Genomic DNA, 15969 nt, shown 5'->3' with positions numbered 1-15969 from the left:
CCCCTCACTCACCATCAGCTTGAGCCGATATACTGTTGTCAAGCTCCTCAATGTTTTTATATACCTTTGCACTGTATGAGTAGTCACCGTAGCAATATGGGTACCGAAAATTATCCTTGTCCCCGCCGCAATCATAAAGCTTGGGGTTCTTTTCGACCTGAAGCATGGAGAACTTCTTCGCAAGCTCTTCATTATGCTTGCCCCCTTCATTCGCCACGAAATCAATATAACCAATACCCATGTTATATGCTTGAATGATCGTGGCAAAATCCACACCCTTTTCATTGCCATATTCATTGATCCTCTTAAAATGTTTCACCCCATACTTAATGCTTTCCGTTGGATCTGTGATTGTATTTGGATCAAGACCCGCTGACTCAGATGCCTGCATTGGGTCACCGCCCCGTCCTCGGCTTTCCTGCTGCATCAAAGCAATCAATGTCGAAGTATGCTCCTCAAGTCCGTATTTAGCCAACTCCCCTTGAAGGAGTGAGCTATACTTTTTTACGTTCGCGAAAGAATCAAGCGTATTTACTGATGTGGAAACATTTTCGGAATAGGGGGTTTTCATGATCTCCTTAATGAGCAAAAATCCAAAAATCAGGATGAAAATGGTAAAAACTTTCTTTGATTTCTTACGTTTCTTCTTCTTCACATTCCCTCTCCGATATCTCTAAGTTAATATATTTATATCTTAACAAATAGTAAGACTAATAACTATTTAGAATACCCAATAAAACGTTTTGCAAATGAGATTACCATGCATATTTTATCGAACAATGAGGCACTCTATTGGTTGGAGGTGATATGTATGGAGAAGAAGAATGAAAAAGAAGAAATCCTTGATGATAAAAAAAAAAATTATAGAAACGAGTTTGGGGCAGATCCGGATGAACAGGAAATGAATGGTCTGTATGGTATGTTGGAAACTGAATATGAAGATAAGCTTCATGATAAAGAAAAGTAACGAATTGGTTTCTTTAATCTTTGTTAAGCACCTTATATGGCGTTTTTTTTATGAGTTCCGATACTATTCTAAAGGTTCGTTTTTTGTTTCATAACGTACTGATTTTTAAAATTTTAATTCATTTGGTCATTATCTAAAAGGATACGATTGAAAAGGGAGTGACCTAATACTGTCACTCCCTTTACACGTTTAGTATTGTGAAGATTGTCCGCCATCAATCGGAATGACTGCCCCGTTGATGAATTCCGATTCCCCTGATAATAGGAAGGCGACTAAACGGCCGACCTCTTCAGGTTTACCAAAACGTTTCTTAGGATTCACACTGACGAAATCCGCCATTGCTTCTTCCCAATTTTCCCCGCCTATTTGCCTGAATGAACCTTCTACCATTGCCGTTAAGATAACTCCTGGTGCAATGGCATTAATGCTGATTCCATATTGACCATATTCTATGGCAGCTGTTTTCGTTAAGCCTGCAACAGCATGCTTACTCGCAACGTATGCACTTTGGTTAAGTACAGCACGAATTCCACCTACGGAAGCCACGTTCACCACTGCCCCTGCCCCTTGTTCTTTCATGATTGGCAGAATGTATTTCATACCAAAGAATACACCATTGATATTGATGTCCGTTACTTTGTTGAAAACTTCGCTATCGTATTCAGCCATAGGGGCTTGTTTACCTTCGATACCCGCATTATTATAAAATGCATCGATTCTGCCATACTTGCTGACTGTTTGGTCTACATAGTTCTTTACTGCTTCTTCATCCGATACATCTGCAGTGACCAGAAGCACGTCCGATTTTGGTGCAATTTCCAAGATTAATTTTTTTGTCTCTTCCAAAGATGCATCGTTTAAATCAACTAATGAAAGTTTAGCCCCTTCTTTAGCCAATTCCAAAGCGGCTGCTTGTCCTAACCCTGATCCTGCCCCAGTAATGATTACAACTTTTCCATCGAATCGTTCGCTCATTTGTCAAAACTCCCTTTTTAAGTTATTTCGAAAATCCTTTAATTATAATTATCCTTTAAAGCTTAAGAATCCATCATCAACAGGGATGACTTGTCCGTTTATGGCATCTGCTTTTTCAGAGAACAAGAACGTTACAACTTCAGCAACTTTTTCTGGCTGAATCAATTTTTTCCTCATATGAAGTTGTGCCAAACTGTCCAGGAACTTTTGATCATCACCAATGATAGGCGTTTCGATGAAACCTGGTGCCACGCCGACAACTCGAATCCCATATTGCGCAAGTTCAATGGCACCGGATTTAGTCATCGCGATGACAGCGGCTTTTGCGGCATGGTAGTTAAAGCTGCCAATTGAAACCATTGTCCCATATATAGATGCTGTATTAACGATCGTTGCCCCAGTTACACCAAGCTCCACCATCTTCCTTGCCGCATAATACATGCCATAATATACACCGTGTTGGTCCACATCAACGACTCTGTGGTATGATTCTGGATCCATTTCCAAAAATGGTTTTACTAGTCCAATTCCAGCGTTGTTGAATATGCCATTGATGGTGCCATGATTGGCAATTGCTGCTTCGACCATCGCTTCCACTTCTTCCGCTTTAGCTACGTCCACTTTCACAAAAGATGCCGTGCCTCCCTTTTGTTGAATAGATTCAGCCGTTTCCTTAGCGGCAACATCATTATAATCAGCCGCTACGACAATAGCTCCCTGTTCAGCTAATTTATATGCCGTTTCCTTACCAATTCCACTGCCCGCTCCTGTAATTATTATGACTTTTCCTATTAAACTCATGTATGGGTCCCCCTTTAATAATGTTTTTTGCTAATCAGATTAAAATGGCCCCTCCATCGATTACAAGTTCTTGACCCGTAATATGGCTGGAAAGATCGGATACTAAGTACATCATTAGATTTGCAACTTCCTGAGGCTCAGCATACCGGCCATCCGGAGTAGTTGCTTCCAACTGTTTTCTAGCCGTTTCTGCTGCCGCGGAATCACCTTGACCAAATCCGCTTTCAATCGACCGCATCATAGCCGTGTTGACGACACCTGGGCAGACGGCATTCACCCGGACACCATGTGGAGCTACTTCGACACCAGCTGTTTTCGTCATTCCTAGAACCGCATGTTTACTAGCGCCATACGCCACCATGTTTGGCGTTGCCAGTAAACCAGCTCCAGAAGCTGTATTCACGACCGCCCCGCTTTTTTGTTCAATCATATGGGGCAATACATGTTTCATGCCCAAGAAAACACCTCGTACATTTATTGACATTAATTGATCGAAAACCTCAGCAGGATAGTCGATAAGCGGCATTATTTTGCCTTCCCAACCTGCATTATTCAAGAAAATATCGATTTTTCCATAGAAATCTATCGTTTTTTGAACATAATTTTTTATATCGTCTTCCTTTGTAACATCGGCTTTTACGAATTTCGCTTCGCCGCCGTTTTCTTTGATTTCATTTACCGTTAGCATGCCAGCCTCTTCGGAAAGGTCTACAACAACCACTTTGGCACCATTTTCTGAAAGTGTAATAGAAGCTGCCCGGCCGATACCCCCGCCGCCACCGGTAACAATTGCTACTTTTTCCGTAAAATCGAATGCTTGCATAATATTCTCCCTTTCTCCCTTTAATCTTGGTGAAGATATTCTTGTTTGAATACGATTACATCATAACATTCTTTTTGTCGATTGTCGACAATTTGGTTTTAGAGTCAAAGACTCTACATCACTCCACGATTCAAGGCTTCATGAATTTCATTTTTTGCTTTAACTAAATCATCTTCTAGAATGGCCTCAATAGACATCTTTAATCTGAAATGGAAACTTTCCATCGTTTCCGTATTCCATTGACTTTGGGCAAAAACCATGAGGATATGACTGGCTTCTTCAAAAAATCTTGCTAATGCTTTGTTATTGGCGATTGAAAAAATATATCGAAATATCTGTGTTGCCCTTTTTTGATACTCGATAACATTACCTTTTTCACACTCATCGGTTGCACTTTCCAAATGCCTTTGTAATGATTGCTTATTTTCTGAGTGCCAATTCCCTTGGGAAAATTCAATGCCCATCTGGATCAGTCCGATCGTAACATCATTATATTCAATGATTTCCCTTTGTGAAAATGGCTTGACGATCGTTCCCCGCCGCGGCATCCTCTCAACAATACCGTCAACCTGCAGTAAATAAAGGGCTTCGCGTACGGGTGCACGGCTAGTGTTCAATTCTTTGGAAATGTCTTCTTCGACGATTTTCTCTCCAGCTTCTATTTCACCTTCAATGATTTTTTTTAAAATGTGTTTAGCGATTTGTTGTGGTAACGATTCTCCAAAATAAATGCCATCTGTCAAATTGGAAGCATTTCCAAACATCTTTCAGCACTCCTATACTTCTATAATTAATTTTAGTTCTTCTAGTATAACATAAGGATAGGAATTAACTTCCTTTATAAATCACATCCATTAAGGAAAGCACATATAAAGAGCCCATTTAAAGAAAGGGCTCCATGAGGTACTTTTTTATTCGACTAGCCTCGGTTTCGCTGGATCGCAGTTTGGCTTTTCCATGTCTGTCGATTCAGCGAGTTTCGTTAAATAATAACATTCTTCACGCCACATATGATCGGCCATTAATGGCGCAAAAGTTCCAAGAGCCTGCGCACTGAGGTCAAGCTCTTCTAATTCAAGCAGGAAGTGCTGGAAGAATTTAATTTCCAATGTGACGTCCGCATTCATTTTTTCCAATGCTGGGAACGTTGACAGATTGGTTCGTAAAAATCCTGCCATTTCAACAGCTTTTAAATAAAAATCATTAAAATGTTTTTTATATTGCTCACTTTTCTCTTTTAATCTTTTTTCAACATCATCCATATTGGATGATATTGCACCTGCATGACCTGCTGCATCTAGCAGCCAAAGCAAATGATGATGAAGTTCATGAAAAACCGGCGGCATTTGATTTGAATTGAAATATTTCAATAATCTTAAATATTCTTCTAATTCGTTCACCATATGATTTATGAATGAAGGTGAAAGATGTATTTTAATTTTACCTACCAGATGCTCTTTTAAAAGACATAGCTTAAACTCCCGAAATCTTAATGTCTCTTGTTCTGCAATGGCAGTAAGCTGCGTAATCTCTTCAGAATTGGCTTTACCAAGGAGAGTATCAAAAATTTGAATGAATTCTGAGGCAATTTCAATGTATTCCACTTCGACCGGAGCTAAAGACTCATGGATGAACCTGGCATGGTCTCCTAAGATTTGCAGCCAAAACCGATGTTCGAATCTTGCTGTTTTCTCCAAAAACTCGTTCATTTGCTCTCCCCCATATTTTAAAGTATAAGAAACTCACTTATTATTTGTATTCTTAAACCTACAAACTTATTAAAATAAATTATATGGGGCGTAATAAAAAAAGAAACAGGGAGTGAACGTAAACCCAAGGGCCGCCCACCAGTTTAATTATTGGAAAAGGACTATCGCCTCTCAATCCCATTGATTTGTAATAAAAGTGATGAGAATCATATGTATAATGCATGAAAATGGATTCTATGCACAGCAACAAAAGGAAGACCGGGATGAAAGGCAGGCCAGTTCGAAGCATAGGATAAAGTAAAAATGGAAGACAATAATGTCACGATAATAGGGTTTTGCTCCAGGTGCATCCTTGGTCTTTAATAGTGCAAATAAACACAGGCACACACTTAAGGCGCCTGCCATTATAACTACGAGTACTCAAAAACCCCTACTTCATCACTTTGAACGTGAGCGCAGGGGTTCTAAACTTGGATTATACCTTCTCTGTTACTGCTGTGAACCGCTTTAAGAAGGAGAGTATTTTTTGATAGACGGCAATTTCATTTTCTTTTTTGGAAAATCCATGTCCTTCATTTTCTAGAAGCAGATAATCGACATCTCTTCCCTTATCCTTCAACGCTTGAACGATTTGATCCGATTCCTCTTTGACGACACGGGGATCGTTTGCTCCTTGTATGACAAGCATTGGCTTTATCATGGATTCCAGATAGGTAATAGGCGAAAACTCGATTAGTTTTTCTTTATCTTTTTCAGGGTTTCCTACCCATTGGTCCATGACTGGCTTCCAGTCTTCAGGTACGGAATTGATAAATGAGAATAGGTTGGATGGGCCGAAAATATCGACAACCGCTTTAAAATAATCCGCATGTCGCCCGTGCAGCAGAAGAGCCATATAGCCTCCGAAGCTTCCGCCCATCAAAAGAATGTTGCCTTTTTGTGCATGCCCTTGGTCTATCAGCCAATCAAGACCGGCTACATTATCAAGCCGCGGGCCATTTCCCCAATCTCCCTCTACCATTTTCATGAATTCCAAACCATAACCAGTTGAACCGCGGAAGTTTGGCGCGAAAATACTGTAACCGTTATTCAAGAAAAATTGAAATGAAGCTCTAAAAAACTTCCGTTCTGCCGCTTGAGGTCCTCCATGAGGCCAAAAAATGACTTCACCATTGTCATTTTCCTTTTTTGCCCTAAAAAATAACGATTCGATCTCCCGGCCATCAAAGGAAGGGTAGGTAATGATGTCCGGTTCAACCAATTCATTAGAATCGACGCAAGGAACAGTATATTTAGTTAATGATACCCACTCATCACCTGTATTTTTATAGATATTATGAGGCTTGGTTGCACTCATGCCAAATAGGTAAAGCGTGCCTGATGCAGCAACTTCAAGTTTATTAATGACACTGCATGGCACGGGGATGTTTCTCCAATTTTCATTTTGCAGATTGATTTCATATAATTTATCCTCTACACCCTTTTGACTGGTTAAATATAATAATTGATTCTCTTTACTATAAGTAATGGCAGTAAAACTCTCATTCTCCAATTCTTTAACTTTACAGAACTTGTTTGTTTCAAGGTTGTATGAAGCCAAATAGGTAAAGTCCGAATCATAATCAGTCAATAAATATATCATCGAATCCGAAACAAAAACCCCATCATTCACTGTGTGTTGTTTCTCTGTCGGCGGAGTGAGCAGGATATCTTCGTTCCCTTTTTTTGCATAGAGAAGAGTGTATGTATTAGCAAAATGTCTATAGTAAAGTAAGGTTTCTTCATCAGGGCTGAAGCCAAATAAATAGGTCGCTGCATCTTTCCCCTCCAGTACCAGTCTTTCCTGTCCTGATTCTAAATCCAAACAATAGGAATTTAGAAAGGAAGGATTTCCTCTGGATGTCGTGTAATAGAGCTTTTTCCTATCATTCGATAATTTTGGCATGAAATTTCGTGTATTTTCATGATTAACGATTTCCTTCAATGTACCTCCATTCAAAGAAACTCCGTAAAACTGGGTATTTTCATTACCGTCTTGATCGAAACCAGCAATGATAAACCGGCTCTTCTTATCATATATAAGCCCTTGGCAGCTTTGATCGATGGATGTTAGAGGATAAGGAAAGGAGTTTGGCAAATCCATTCCCCATAAATTATACTTGCCGCTCAAATTGGTACTGAAAACCAGATGTTTTTCATCTGGACTTACAGCAAAATCAGAAATGGAAAACGTTCGTAAAAATTGCTCAACATCAGGTTTTGGAAAAGTGATCATCATTGGCAACCCCTTACTTTTATAATATTGAGAAATATTTGTTAATAATTATACCATATTTTTCCTTATCGATACTAAGGAAATAGTTAATTAAGGTTTTAACTAGCGAAATATGGATAAAAATCATCCGGAAATATATTTTTTCTCATTTAATATTAACTAAACACTCTATAGGCATCCGGAACATCCAGGTTATGCAAAACTATTCCTTTTTAAAGACATCGGGGTCTCGATAGACTGAGAGAAGATCTGTTTAATATGAAAAAAACTTAAGAGCAATGAGCTCTTAAGCTTCCCCTTAAGATCAATCGATATATCTTCTTGCTCCGGCATATTCCTCTCCGTATCCCGATGTTTTTATTTCATCTACCCTTACATGTGTTGAGCTGTTAGGTGAATGGATCATTTTGCCGTCACCAATATACATTCCGACATGATGGACCTTTCCTTTCCCTTTATCATGGGCAAAAAATAGTAAGTCACCTGGTTGTAGATTTTCTTTTTCAACCTTTTTGCCATGCTGAGCCTGTATGGAAGAGTCCCTTGGGATCGTTATTCCATTAGCATGGTACATCGTATACGTAAATCCAGAACAGTCAAATCCAAAACCGGACATTCCAGCCCATAGGTAAGGTAGCCCCAAAAAACCTTTTCCTGATTCAACGATGTCCTTACCGGTTGGAGCCGGTATTTGATTTTCATTTTGATAGACTGACACTTCTTGCTTTTCCATCCATTTTGCCCCATTATCCGGTGTCATCACCTTCACTTTATCTTTTTTCACCTGCAATAGCGGAAGCCGGGTATTGAAGCTGACTTCCATGAATTCGGACCGAAGTTTCGAATCCGAATAAAGCCAGGTCTTCGGGGCATTTACAAGGGCAAATCCTCGTTTAAATTGCTTCTCAAAAGAATGTCCTTCTTTTAATTGTGCCTTTGGCATCCAACCTGGGTAACCAATATCATTGCGGGGTGTAGGCTGATTGGAAACGGCTACTTTCACCCATTCGCCACGTTCTTCAAGGATCGTCACTTTAGAACCATATAAAGCTTGTGTTTCCAGTTTTCCTACAAGCCACAGCTTGTCTTCATATTTCATCGAGCTGATCCATTCATTCAAATCAGCGGGATTCGATGCAGAAGGGGCATCGATTCCCCTTAACAATCCCGGCTCAGTCCAAAGAGTGGCCACGTTCACATCAACATAGGCATTTCTCTGCTTCTCCTTGGAACTAGCTTCATTGGGACTGAATACTAAAATACCAAAAGCCAATAATGATAACACAAAAACGGTTAACCTTTTCAATTCATTCACCCTTTCGAAATTTTTTATTGAGCAAAAGAGGATTTCCTCTTGACTCCCAGTCCAGGTTTATCGGAAATGAGAAGTTGATCTTTCATAAATTGAATGCCTTCAAATGGCTCATTCTTAATCCATAATGGGGCATCTAAATCAATCTTCGTTATATTTGGATGGGCGGTTGCCAGATGAGCGGCGGCCGCTACACTAACGGATGATTCCATCATACTCCCGATCATGCATTCCACCCCGGCTGCTTCTGCCATATCGGCGATTTGGAGTGCACGTCGAATCCCTCCAGTTTTCATTAATTTGATATTAAGGAAATCAACAGCATGTTCATTCAGGAGTCTCATGGCATCACGTGGGGAAAACAAACTTTCATCGGCCATGATCGGCACTTGGACAGAGCGTTTTATTTCTTTCAATCCTTCGATATCATGGGCTTGCACGGGCTGTTCCACCAAATCAACGTTCAGCTTTCTTTCTTCGATTTCATGAATGATGGAAATCGCTTGTTTTGTTGTCCACCCTTGATTTGCGTCAATCCTGATCATAACCTGTTCGCCAACAGCAGCACGAATGCAGGCAACGCGCTCCACGTCATTCTTCCAATCCTTCCCCAGTTTTATCTTCATCGTAGAGAATCCGCTTTCGATAATGGACAATGCTGCCTTTGCCATTTCTTCAGGTTCATCAACGCTGATTGTCATATCATTTTTCAGGACATTAGTTTCACCGCCAAGATATTGATATAATGGGAGCTGCCATCGTTTGCTGACTGCGTCGTACAAAGCGATTTCAATAGCAGCTTTTGCACTTGTATTACCTACACAGGATCGTTGGATCAGTTGAGACAATGCATTGATATTCTCGATGTCCCGGCCAATTAGATGTGGCGTGATTGCTTCTTCAATGACCGTCATGATTCCTTTTGTAGAATCACCTGTGATGGCAACCGTAGGGGCTGCAGCCCCCAAACCTTCCGTTCCATCCTCCAATTTTACGGAAACCATTATGTTTTCAATTTCCATTGCGGTGCGTAATGCAGTCTTGAATGGCTTGATAAGTGGCAAGGTTTCCACTGATACTTGTAAACTTTCAATCTTCATATTAACAACCCTTCCTTAAAAACTTGAGAGTATATATGATGTAAGAATTCCAAAATAGGTGCCCAGAAGACTGCCAAGTACTGCCATCAATATCCCGACCGGTATTAGCGCCCGGTTGAATGCACCTGCCAATATGGGGGCTGATGCCACGCCCCCTATGTTGGCCAAAGAGGCAACTCCCATTGTAAATAGATCCAACTTAAAGATTTTTGCCAAAATGACCATTATCAATCCGTGAAAGAATAGAATCATAAAGCCGGAAATAATATACACAGGTGCTTGAAACAGCTGTGAAAAATCGGCATGGGAAGCAATTAAACCAATGACGATATAAAGCATGACTTTGGAAATTTCCATGGAACCGGCAATACGCCCAACCTTCGTTACAGCCAGAATTAACCCTACGGTCGAAGCGATGATGATCGTCCAAGTGGTTCCATTCACCGCGGCACCGAGTACCGGCAGTCTCTCCCCAATTTTGGTTGCCCCTGCTGAAACAATTAAAGCCAGCGCCAAGAAACCGATCAATTCCACGAATCCAAATTCCGTCTTGGCGGTTTCCCCCGCTTCAAGCTCGGAAGTCATTTGATCAATGAAAGATGTATCCGCTTTCGTCCAAATATTGAATTTACCAGCAAGAGGCACCAGCCAAAACAAGAACATGACCCAAATGGAATAATTGACTGTATCCATGATCAATGCATAGCCAAAAATATTTTCAGGGACATCGAGTATCCCTTGCAAGATCACCATATTGGCAGAGCCCCCTGTCCAGCTTGCGCTTAAAGCCGAGAATGCCTTCCAAGTCCCTTCCGCATAAAAGCCGTTCATTAAAACGTAAGTAAGAGTGAACCCTCCAATAATGCTGAATGAAGCCGCAAAAAAAGTTAAAAGCATCTTTGGTCCAAGCCTGATGATTTTCCGCATATCGCATTGCAAAAGCATGAGCATCAACATGGCAGGCAGCAGGAGCCCCCGTATGGTGCTATATGCACTTTCGACTGACTCACTATCTGAAAAGACCCCGAATGTTTTCATCAGAGCCGCTCCAATATAGATAAGGACAATACCAGGAACATACTTGAAGAACTTTCCTCCAATCTTTTTTTCCATAACCGCAATCACGGCAGTAAATGCCAATAAAAAGCAGACAAACATCACACCATCTTGAATCATATTCCATACCTCCTTAAATTTTATAACAAAAGGTAATATCCATTTTTTCACACTAATCTATTGATTCTTACATGGCACTAAATAGAAAAATCCAGCTGTTAAAGAGCGCGTACGCACTCTTTAACAGCTGGATTTCAATTGCGACTGACAAAAGAAGCAGCTATAACTTATAAAGTTGCTGATATTTGATGCTGGCATTTCTTAGGGCGACGGTCAGTGCTTTCTGAGATGAACCAAAATACCGTTGCTCAATTTCTGTCTCCAATTCATCGGGCCGAAGAATGGATTTACCAACTAACATGGATTGAATGAAGCGTGATGTAATCGATATCGTGGTCGAACATTCCGCATCCACTATTTCATGCGTATCACGATTAATGACGAACCCGATAAAAAAGCAGTTGAATTGCTGTGTAATTGGATTATTGGACGGTGCCTTTGATTCGCCAACTATATATACTGTATTCTGTTGAAACATGATTGTTGTGCCTCCTGCCATTACAGACATCATAACAGGTATAATTAGGGTGACTATCTATATTATTACAATATGAAATGGTTATATATATTTTAATATATATAGCAAGCATTTGACAATATATTTTGTATATTAAGTCAATTCCCGATTCCTTCGGCCAGAGAATAGATAAGTTCTATAACTAATACGCCAATCAAACTGAAGAATCACGAAGAATAACCAGGTATTGTTAAAGAACTCGTTTCAGGGTCATTTTACGACCTATAACCGCACTTTATTGGACCTTCATTCGGACGACAATGGTTCGGGATCCAACACATCATTTCAGCCCTTCGTATGGTTCATATTTCGCATACATATCTTTTCGGCGGTTACGATCCTTGAAGGTGGTTGCTGCACCACTTTTTCGATTCTCATAAAGTTCGTCCATATCCACTGTACCGGTAATGATGGTATGTTCATTTATTACCGCCTCGGCTACTATTCCATTAGCAGGCCAAGCGCTGTCACAGGGGCTAAGGATACTGGCACGGCCATATCCGTTCGGCAAGGGTGATCCTGGTTCAGCAACTGTGGGGCAATGAACAAAATATACCTGATTTTCTATTGCACGTGCATGTGCGCAATGGCGAACTCGCCAAAAACCAGCCTCTGTAAATGTGTATGATGGGCAAAAAATGATGTCGGCACCGTTCACTGATAATATCCTTGAAATTTCAGGTATCTCCGCTTCATAACATACCGCTATTCCTATCTTAACCGGACCCACGGAATAAACCTCCAGTTCATCGCCTTCAGAAGTATGCCAATTCGCTTCAGCAGGAAAGATATGAGTTTTTTTATGCTCAACGACTGATCCGTCTTCATCAAAAATATAAGCAATATTGTAGTATTCATTTACGCGGCGTTCAAGATGAGTGCCCGCAATGATGACCTGTTTTCTTTTTCTTGAAAGTGACCTGAAAAGAGCTTTGTATTGATTGGTATATTCATCGATCCTGATAAAGGACGAGGCCTCCTGTTCTCCAAAGGCGGCTGATAACCCGATCGTTAACAGTTCAGGAAAAATGATATAATCTGAGTTTTCGGGAACTTGGCTGATCAAGTCTTCTACTTGTTCCTGAAATTCATGGAAAGTTGACACTTTTTCTACACGAAATTGACAAGCCGTTATTTTAATTTTCACAAAATCCCTCCCAAATCATGTTTTATCAGTTCTTCCAAACTTTAAAAGAAATCAGGATATCTTGTCCAAATCATTCATTTCGGTCTGTTGCCTGGAGATTTGTTTAGTCAGGGCACTTACAAGGAATGTTACTAGTATATTAATCAACAAAGCTATGACGCCTGTACTGATATCATTAATTACATGTGGGGTATTTGGCAGGAATGTAGCAACCTTCACATCTGAAATTGTCGCATATAAAACAATTAGGACACCTGCCAATATTCCAGCCATCGCACCATACTTATTGATTATATTGGTTTTTGGCAAACTCAAAAACAAGGACGGGGCCAGTTGCGTAATTAAACTGTAAGACATGATATTCAGGATGGCCAAAGCCTCGCCGCCTGAAACCGTTACAATTAAAGCAATGATTGAGATACCAATTATGATTATCCTTGAGACAATCAATTGATGTGTTTCAGTCGCAGCAGGGACCAGGACTTTGAAAAAGCTATTGGTCAGACCTACCGATGCAGCCATTAGCATGACTGAAGCCGGTACTAGGGCTGTCAATAAACCTGCAGCTCCGATAACCCCTATCACCCAAGGATCGAATGTTTGTATCGCCAGCCTTAAAAGTGAGAGATCACCATCAGCTCCTTGCAAACCCGGGATTTGCATGATGGCTGTAAACCCAATGAAAAAAACGAAAAGCAGCAACAATGTGTATAAAGGTAACGCAATTGCATTTTTGCGAAGTGTTTTTTCCCCATTGGACGATAAAACGACCATGAAAGTTTGTGGCAGCAAATAAAATCCTAGTGCATTCAGCAAAACGGTGGACACAAACCAGGACTGACTCAATCCCTGATCTGCCAAAACCAACATTTCCGGTTTGGCAGCTTGCACGGTCTCGAACATTGGCTGTATGCCTCCGAAGTAATGAACTGGAATGTAAATCCCTAAAAAGATGACGACCACCAAAATCATGAAATCTTTCAGTATGGCAGTCCATGCCGAACCATGAATGCCTGAAATCATAACATAGGTAGTTACAACCACAGCACCAATCACACTTGCAGCAACTGGTGAAATTGCTCCGTATGATGCTTCTGAAACAATGATACCCAATCCTTTAAGCTGTATGACTATGTACGGGACGAGGGCTAAGCTACCCAATACAGCAACGATCATCCCCATTGACCTGCTTTTATATTTAGATGCAAAATACTCGGGCTGAGAGATAATGGAATGTCGTTTTGAATATCTCCATATTTTAGGGACGAGCCAATAGGATAGGACATAAGCTAAGAAAATATAGGCGGGAACATAATAAGCAGCGGCACCTTTTGAGTATGCCCACCCACTTCCGCCCAGGAATGTAAAAGTTGTATAAATTTCACCTGCTATCAAGAGAAAAATGAAGAATGTACCGAAGCCCCTGCCCCCTACGGCAAATTGCTCCATATCCATATCTTTCCCTTTTCTTGCTTTAATCCCTAAATAAAGTGCTAGAACCAAGAAGATGGCAATGATGAGCAATGAAATATTCATTCAGCATCACTTCCTTTATTATCAGGATCGAACTTATAGACGATCATTAAGATAATCGATGCCATCACCATCCAAAATGCAACCCAAAATAACAAAAAAGGCATTCCCAATATGTACGGTTCTATTTTATTTGCATAGGGCAATAAACCTAAAAACCCTATAAATGGAACAAAAAGCAATAGCTTAATAGCGTCCAAATTATACCCTCCCCCTATTAGTTTTACTTACACGGATGCATAACCATCAGTCAAGCCGACTTCCATGCTGGACTGATGGTTTGATGGCACCCTTCGGTCCTATTTCCGCTTAGAATGACTGCATGGCAAGGACCGTTTCCAAAATTACATTGACGCCTTTTTCACAATCTTCCCAAGTAGTTAATTCCTCTTCACAATGACTTTTACCGTTGATGCTTGGGACGAAAACCATGGCAGTAGGTATATAACTGGCTATAAACTGTGCATCATGTCCTGCACCGCTTACCATTCTTTTATAAGGTAGTCCAAGTGATTTGCTCGATTGCTCTAGCAAATTGCAAATGGATTTGTCGAACCAAACGGTATCCCTGTCCCACAATTTTTTCGCTTGGATGTCGCAGCCACCTTCTGAACCTTTAGTTGTAAGACTTTTTATGACTTCCTCCACCTTTTCGATGACTTTGGAATCCTTATGTCTCGCTTCTAGCGAAAAAACCACTTTATTAGGAATGACCGTATGGATATTAGGAAACACATTTACCCTTCCCATCGTAAAAACCAAATCGTCATCAAGCATGCCTAACTTCTGACGGGCCTCCATAATCAAGCTATTCGCGGTGAAGAAAGCATCTTTTCTCATATTCATCGGGGTGGTTCCTGCATGATCGGACTCTCCTGTAACTTCTACCTCATAGCACACCATACCAAGTACACATTCAACGACACCGATCGTTAGTGATTCCCGTTCTAGAATGGGCCCTTGTTCAATATGCAACTCTAGAAATGCAGTCGCTTCTTTTAAACGAGACTCTTTATCCCCTGCATATCCAATGGCATTCAAAGCACTTTCAAAAGTGGTTCCTTCACTATCCGTCTTATGCAGCATGACGGATTTTTCGAATTTACCCGAAAGAACCCCCGAAGACATCATGGAAGGTTCGAATCTGGCCCCCTCTTCGTTCGTAAAATTGACGATCATTACCGGGATTTTAGGCTGGATATTATTATCGACCAGAGTACGCACGATTTCCAACCCTGCAGCTACACCCAAGATACCATCAAACCGCCCGCCCTTTTTTACTGTATCCATATGTGATCCCATTACAATAGGTGGTTTGTTTTCAAGTCCCGCCAAAGTGGCGTAAATATTCCCCATATCATCAACTTTTATGGTCATACCCAATTCTTTACAGCAAGCGCAAAAATAATCACGGACTAAGCGATCTTCTTCGGAAAGGGATAGCCGTGTGACCCCGTTGTTTTCTGTGCGTCCAAAATCAGCAAATTTCTCTAGCGTACGACTCAGCCTCTCACCATTAATTAATAATTTTTGCTTTTTCATAGCGAATATCCCCCTTTTAGATAACCTGCTAAATATCCTTGCGTTCGCTCAAGCTAAAAAAAGTAAGTGAAGGTCTTGTTGTTTTAGAGTAG

At 40.7% G+C, this 15969-nt stretch carries 16 protein-coding genes; 1 reads left to right on the top strand and 15 read right to left on the bottom strand.

The window, feature by feature from the left end:
• Nucleotides 1–4 precede the first annotated feature (4 nt).
• Nucleotides 5–655: a lysozyme family protein gene (locus tag J7I90_RS02375; protein WP_311315165.1), complete on the bottom strand. Its 651-nt coding sequence runs from the start codon at nt 653–655 to the stop codon at nt 5–7.
• 156 nt (nt 656–811) lie between these two features.
• On the opposite strand from J7I90_RS02375, the gene J7I90_RS02370 reads away from it, so the two are divergent.
• Entirely contained in the window at nt 812–967 is a 156-nt protein-coding gene (locus J7I90_RS02370; protein WP_214768226.1) for a DUF4021 domain-containing protein, read from the top strand.
• A 189-nt stretch (nt 968–1156) separates the two neighbouring features.
• On the opposite strand, the gene J7I90_RS02365 is transcribed toward J7I90_RS02370, so the two are convergent.
• From J7I90_RS02365 to J7I90_RS02300, 14 genes are all read right to left on the bottom strand, one after another.
• Nucleotides 1157–1942 carry a glucose 1-dehydrogenase gene (locus tag J7I90_RS02365; protein ID WP_214768225.1) on the bottom strand — a complete coding sequence of 262 codons (786 nt, stop codon included), beginning with the start codon at nt 1940–1942 and terminating at the stop codon, nt 1157–1159.
• 48 nt (nt 1943–1990) lie between these two features.
• Nucleotides 1991–2743: an SDR family NAD(P)-dependent oxidoreductase gene (locus tag J7I90_RS02360; RefSeq protein ID WP_214768224.1), complete on the bottom strand. Its 753-nt coding sequence runs from the start codon at nt 2741–2743 to the stop codon at nt 1991–1993.
• Between the two features lie 34 nt (nt 2744–2777).
• Nucleotides 2778–3566: an SDR family NAD(P)-dependent oxidoreductase gene (locus J7I90_RS02355; protein ID WP_214768223.1), complete on the bottom strand. Its 789-nt coding sequence runs from the start codon at nt 3564–3566 to the stop codon at nt 2778–2780.
• Nucleotides 3567–3679: 113 nt separating this feature from the next.
• Complete coding sequence (locus J7I90_RS02350; RefSeq protein ID WP_214768222.1) at nt 3680–4330, bottom strand: GntR family transcriptional regulator; 651 nt, start codon at nt 4328–4330, stop codon at nt 3680–3682.
• A 147-nt stretch (nt 4331–4477) separates the two neighbouring features.
• On the bottom strand, nt 4478–5275 hold the full coding sequence (locus J7I90_RS02345; RefSeq protein WP_214768221.1) for a DUF2935 domain-containing protein: 798 nt from the start codon (nt 5273–5275) through the stop codon (nt 4478–4480).
• Between the two features lie 475 nt (nt 5276–5750).
• Complete coding sequence (locus J7I90_RS02340; protein ID WP_214768220.1) at nt 5751–7550, bottom strand: S9 family peptidase; 1800 nt, start codon at nt 7548–7550, stop codon at nt 5751–5753.
• 304 nt (nt 7551–7854) lie between these two features.
• Nucleotides 7855–8856, bottom strand: coding sequence for a C40 family peptidase (locus J7I90_RS02335; protein ID WP_251025046.1), 1002 nt, complete (start codon nt 8854–8856; stop codon nt 7855–7857).
• Between the two features lie 23 nt (nt 8857–8879).
• Nucleotides 8880–9962 (bottom strand): dipeptide epimerase, encoded by a 1083-nt coding sequence (locus J7I90_RS02330; protein WP_214768218.1) that lies wholly within the window; start codon nt 9960–9962, stop codon nt 8880–8882.
• Nucleotides 9963–9977: 15 nt separating this feature from the next.
• The gene (locus tag J7I90_RS02325; RefSeq protein ID WP_214768217.1) at nt 9978–11138 is read right to left on the bottom strand and encodes a DUF819 family protein; all 1161 of its coding nucleotides are present in this window, start codon (nt 11136–11138) and stop codon (nt 9978–9980) included.
• A gap of 160 nt (nt 11139–11298) precedes the next feature.
• Nucleotides 11299–11616 carry a DUF3870 domain-containing protein gene (locus J7I90_RS02320; protein ID WP_057277689.1) on the bottom strand — a complete coding sequence of 106 codons (318 nt, stop codon included), beginning with the start codon at nt 11614–11616 and terminating at the stop codon, nt 11299–11301.
• A gap of 319 nt (nt 11617–11935) precedes the next feature.
• Complete coding sequence (locus J7I90_RS02315) at nt 11936–12802, bottom strand: carbon-nitrogen hydrolase family protein (protein ID WP_214768216.1); 867 nt, start codon at nt 12800–12802, stop codon at nt 11936–11938.
• Nucleotides 12803–12853: 51 nt separating this feature from the next.
• Nucleotides 12854–14338 carry a sodium:solute symporter family protein gene (locus J7I90_RS02310; protein WP_214768215.1) on the bottom strand — a complete coding sequence of 495 codons (1485 nt, stop codon included), beginning with the start codon at nt 14336–14338 and terminating at the stop codon, nt 12854–12856.
• Nucleotides 14335–14535 carry a DUF3311 domain-containing protein gene (locus tag J7I90_RS02305; RefSeq protein WP_214768214.1) on the bottom strand — a complete coding sequence of 67 codons (201 nt, stop codon included), beginning with the start codon at nt 14533–14535 and terminating at the stop codon, nt 14335–14337. The genes J7I90_RS02310 and J7I90_RS02305 overlap by 4 nt, the downstream gene beginning before the upstream one ends.
• Nucleotides 14536–14644: 109 nt before the next feature.
• Entirely contained in the window at nt 14645–15877 is a 1233-nt protein-coding gene (locus J7I90_RS02300; protein ID WP_214768213.1) for a Zn-dependent hydrolase, read from the bottom strand.
• Nucleotides 15878–15969: the final 92 nt, after the last annotated feature.

The organism is Bacillus sp. ISL-57, assembly GCF_018613135.1.
GTDB lineage: Bacteria > Bacillota > Bacilli > Bacillales > DSM-1321 > Peribacillus > Peribacillus frigoritolerans.
Note: the sequence above shows the minus strand (reverse complement) of the source record. Positions and strands in the feature narration are given on the sequence as shown.

What these genes read in the sequence shown, in the direction of transcription:
- J7I90_RS02330 (WP_214768218.1), bottom strand. Translation starts at nt 9,962, where the DNA reads ATGAAGATTGAAAGTTTACAAGTATCAGTGGAAACCTTGCCACTTATC.
- J7I90_RS02310 (WP_214768215.1), bottom strand. Translation starts at nt 14,338, where the DNA reads ATGAATATTTCATTGCTCATCATTGCCATCTTCTTGGTTCTAGCACTT.
- J7I90_RS02345 (WP_214768221.1), bottom strand. Translation starts at nt 5,275, where the DNA reads ATGAACGAGTTTTTGGAGAAAACAGCAAGATTCGAACATCGGTTTTGG.
- J7I90_RS02300 (WP_214768213.1), bottom strand. Translation starts at nt 15,877, where the DNA reads ATGAAAAAGCAAAAATTATTAATTAATGGTGAGAGGCTGAGTCGTACG.
- J7I90_RS02320 (WP_057277689.1), bottom strand. Translation starts at nt 11,616, where the DNA reads ATGTTTCAACAGAATACAGTATATATAGTTGGCGAATCAAAGGCACCG.
- J7I90_RS02360 (WP_214768224.1), bottom strand. Translation starts at nt 2,743, where the DNA reads ATGAGTTTAATAGGAAAAGTCATAATAATTACAGGAGCGGGCAGTGGA.
- J7I90_RS02340 (WP_214768220.1), bottom strand. Translation starts at nt 7,550, where the DNA reads ATGATCACTTTTCCAAAACCTGATGTTGAGCAATTTTTACGAACGTTT.
- J7I90_RS02325 (WP_214768217.1), bottom strand. Translation starts at nt 11,138, where the DNA reads ATGATTCAAGATGGTGTGATGTTTGTCTGCTTTTTATTGGCATTTACT.
- J7I90_RS02365 (WP_214768225.1), bottom strand. Translation starts at nt 1,942, where the DNA reads ATGAGCGAACGATTCGATGGAAAAGTTGTAATCATTACTGGGGCAGGA.
- J7I90_RS02350 (WP_214768222.1), bottom strand. Translation starts at nt 4,330, where the DNA reads ATGTTTGGAAATGCTTCCAATTTGACAGATGGCATTTATTTTGGAGAA.
- J7I90_RS02355 (WP_214768223.1), bottom strand. Translation starts at nt 3,566, where the DNA reads ATGCAAGCATTCGATTTTACGGAAAAAGTAGCAATTGTTACCGGTGGC.
- J7I90_RS02370 (WP_214768226.1), top strand. Translation starts at nt 812, where the DNA reads ATGGAGAAGAAGAATGAAAAAGAAGAAATCCTTGATGATAAAAAAAAA.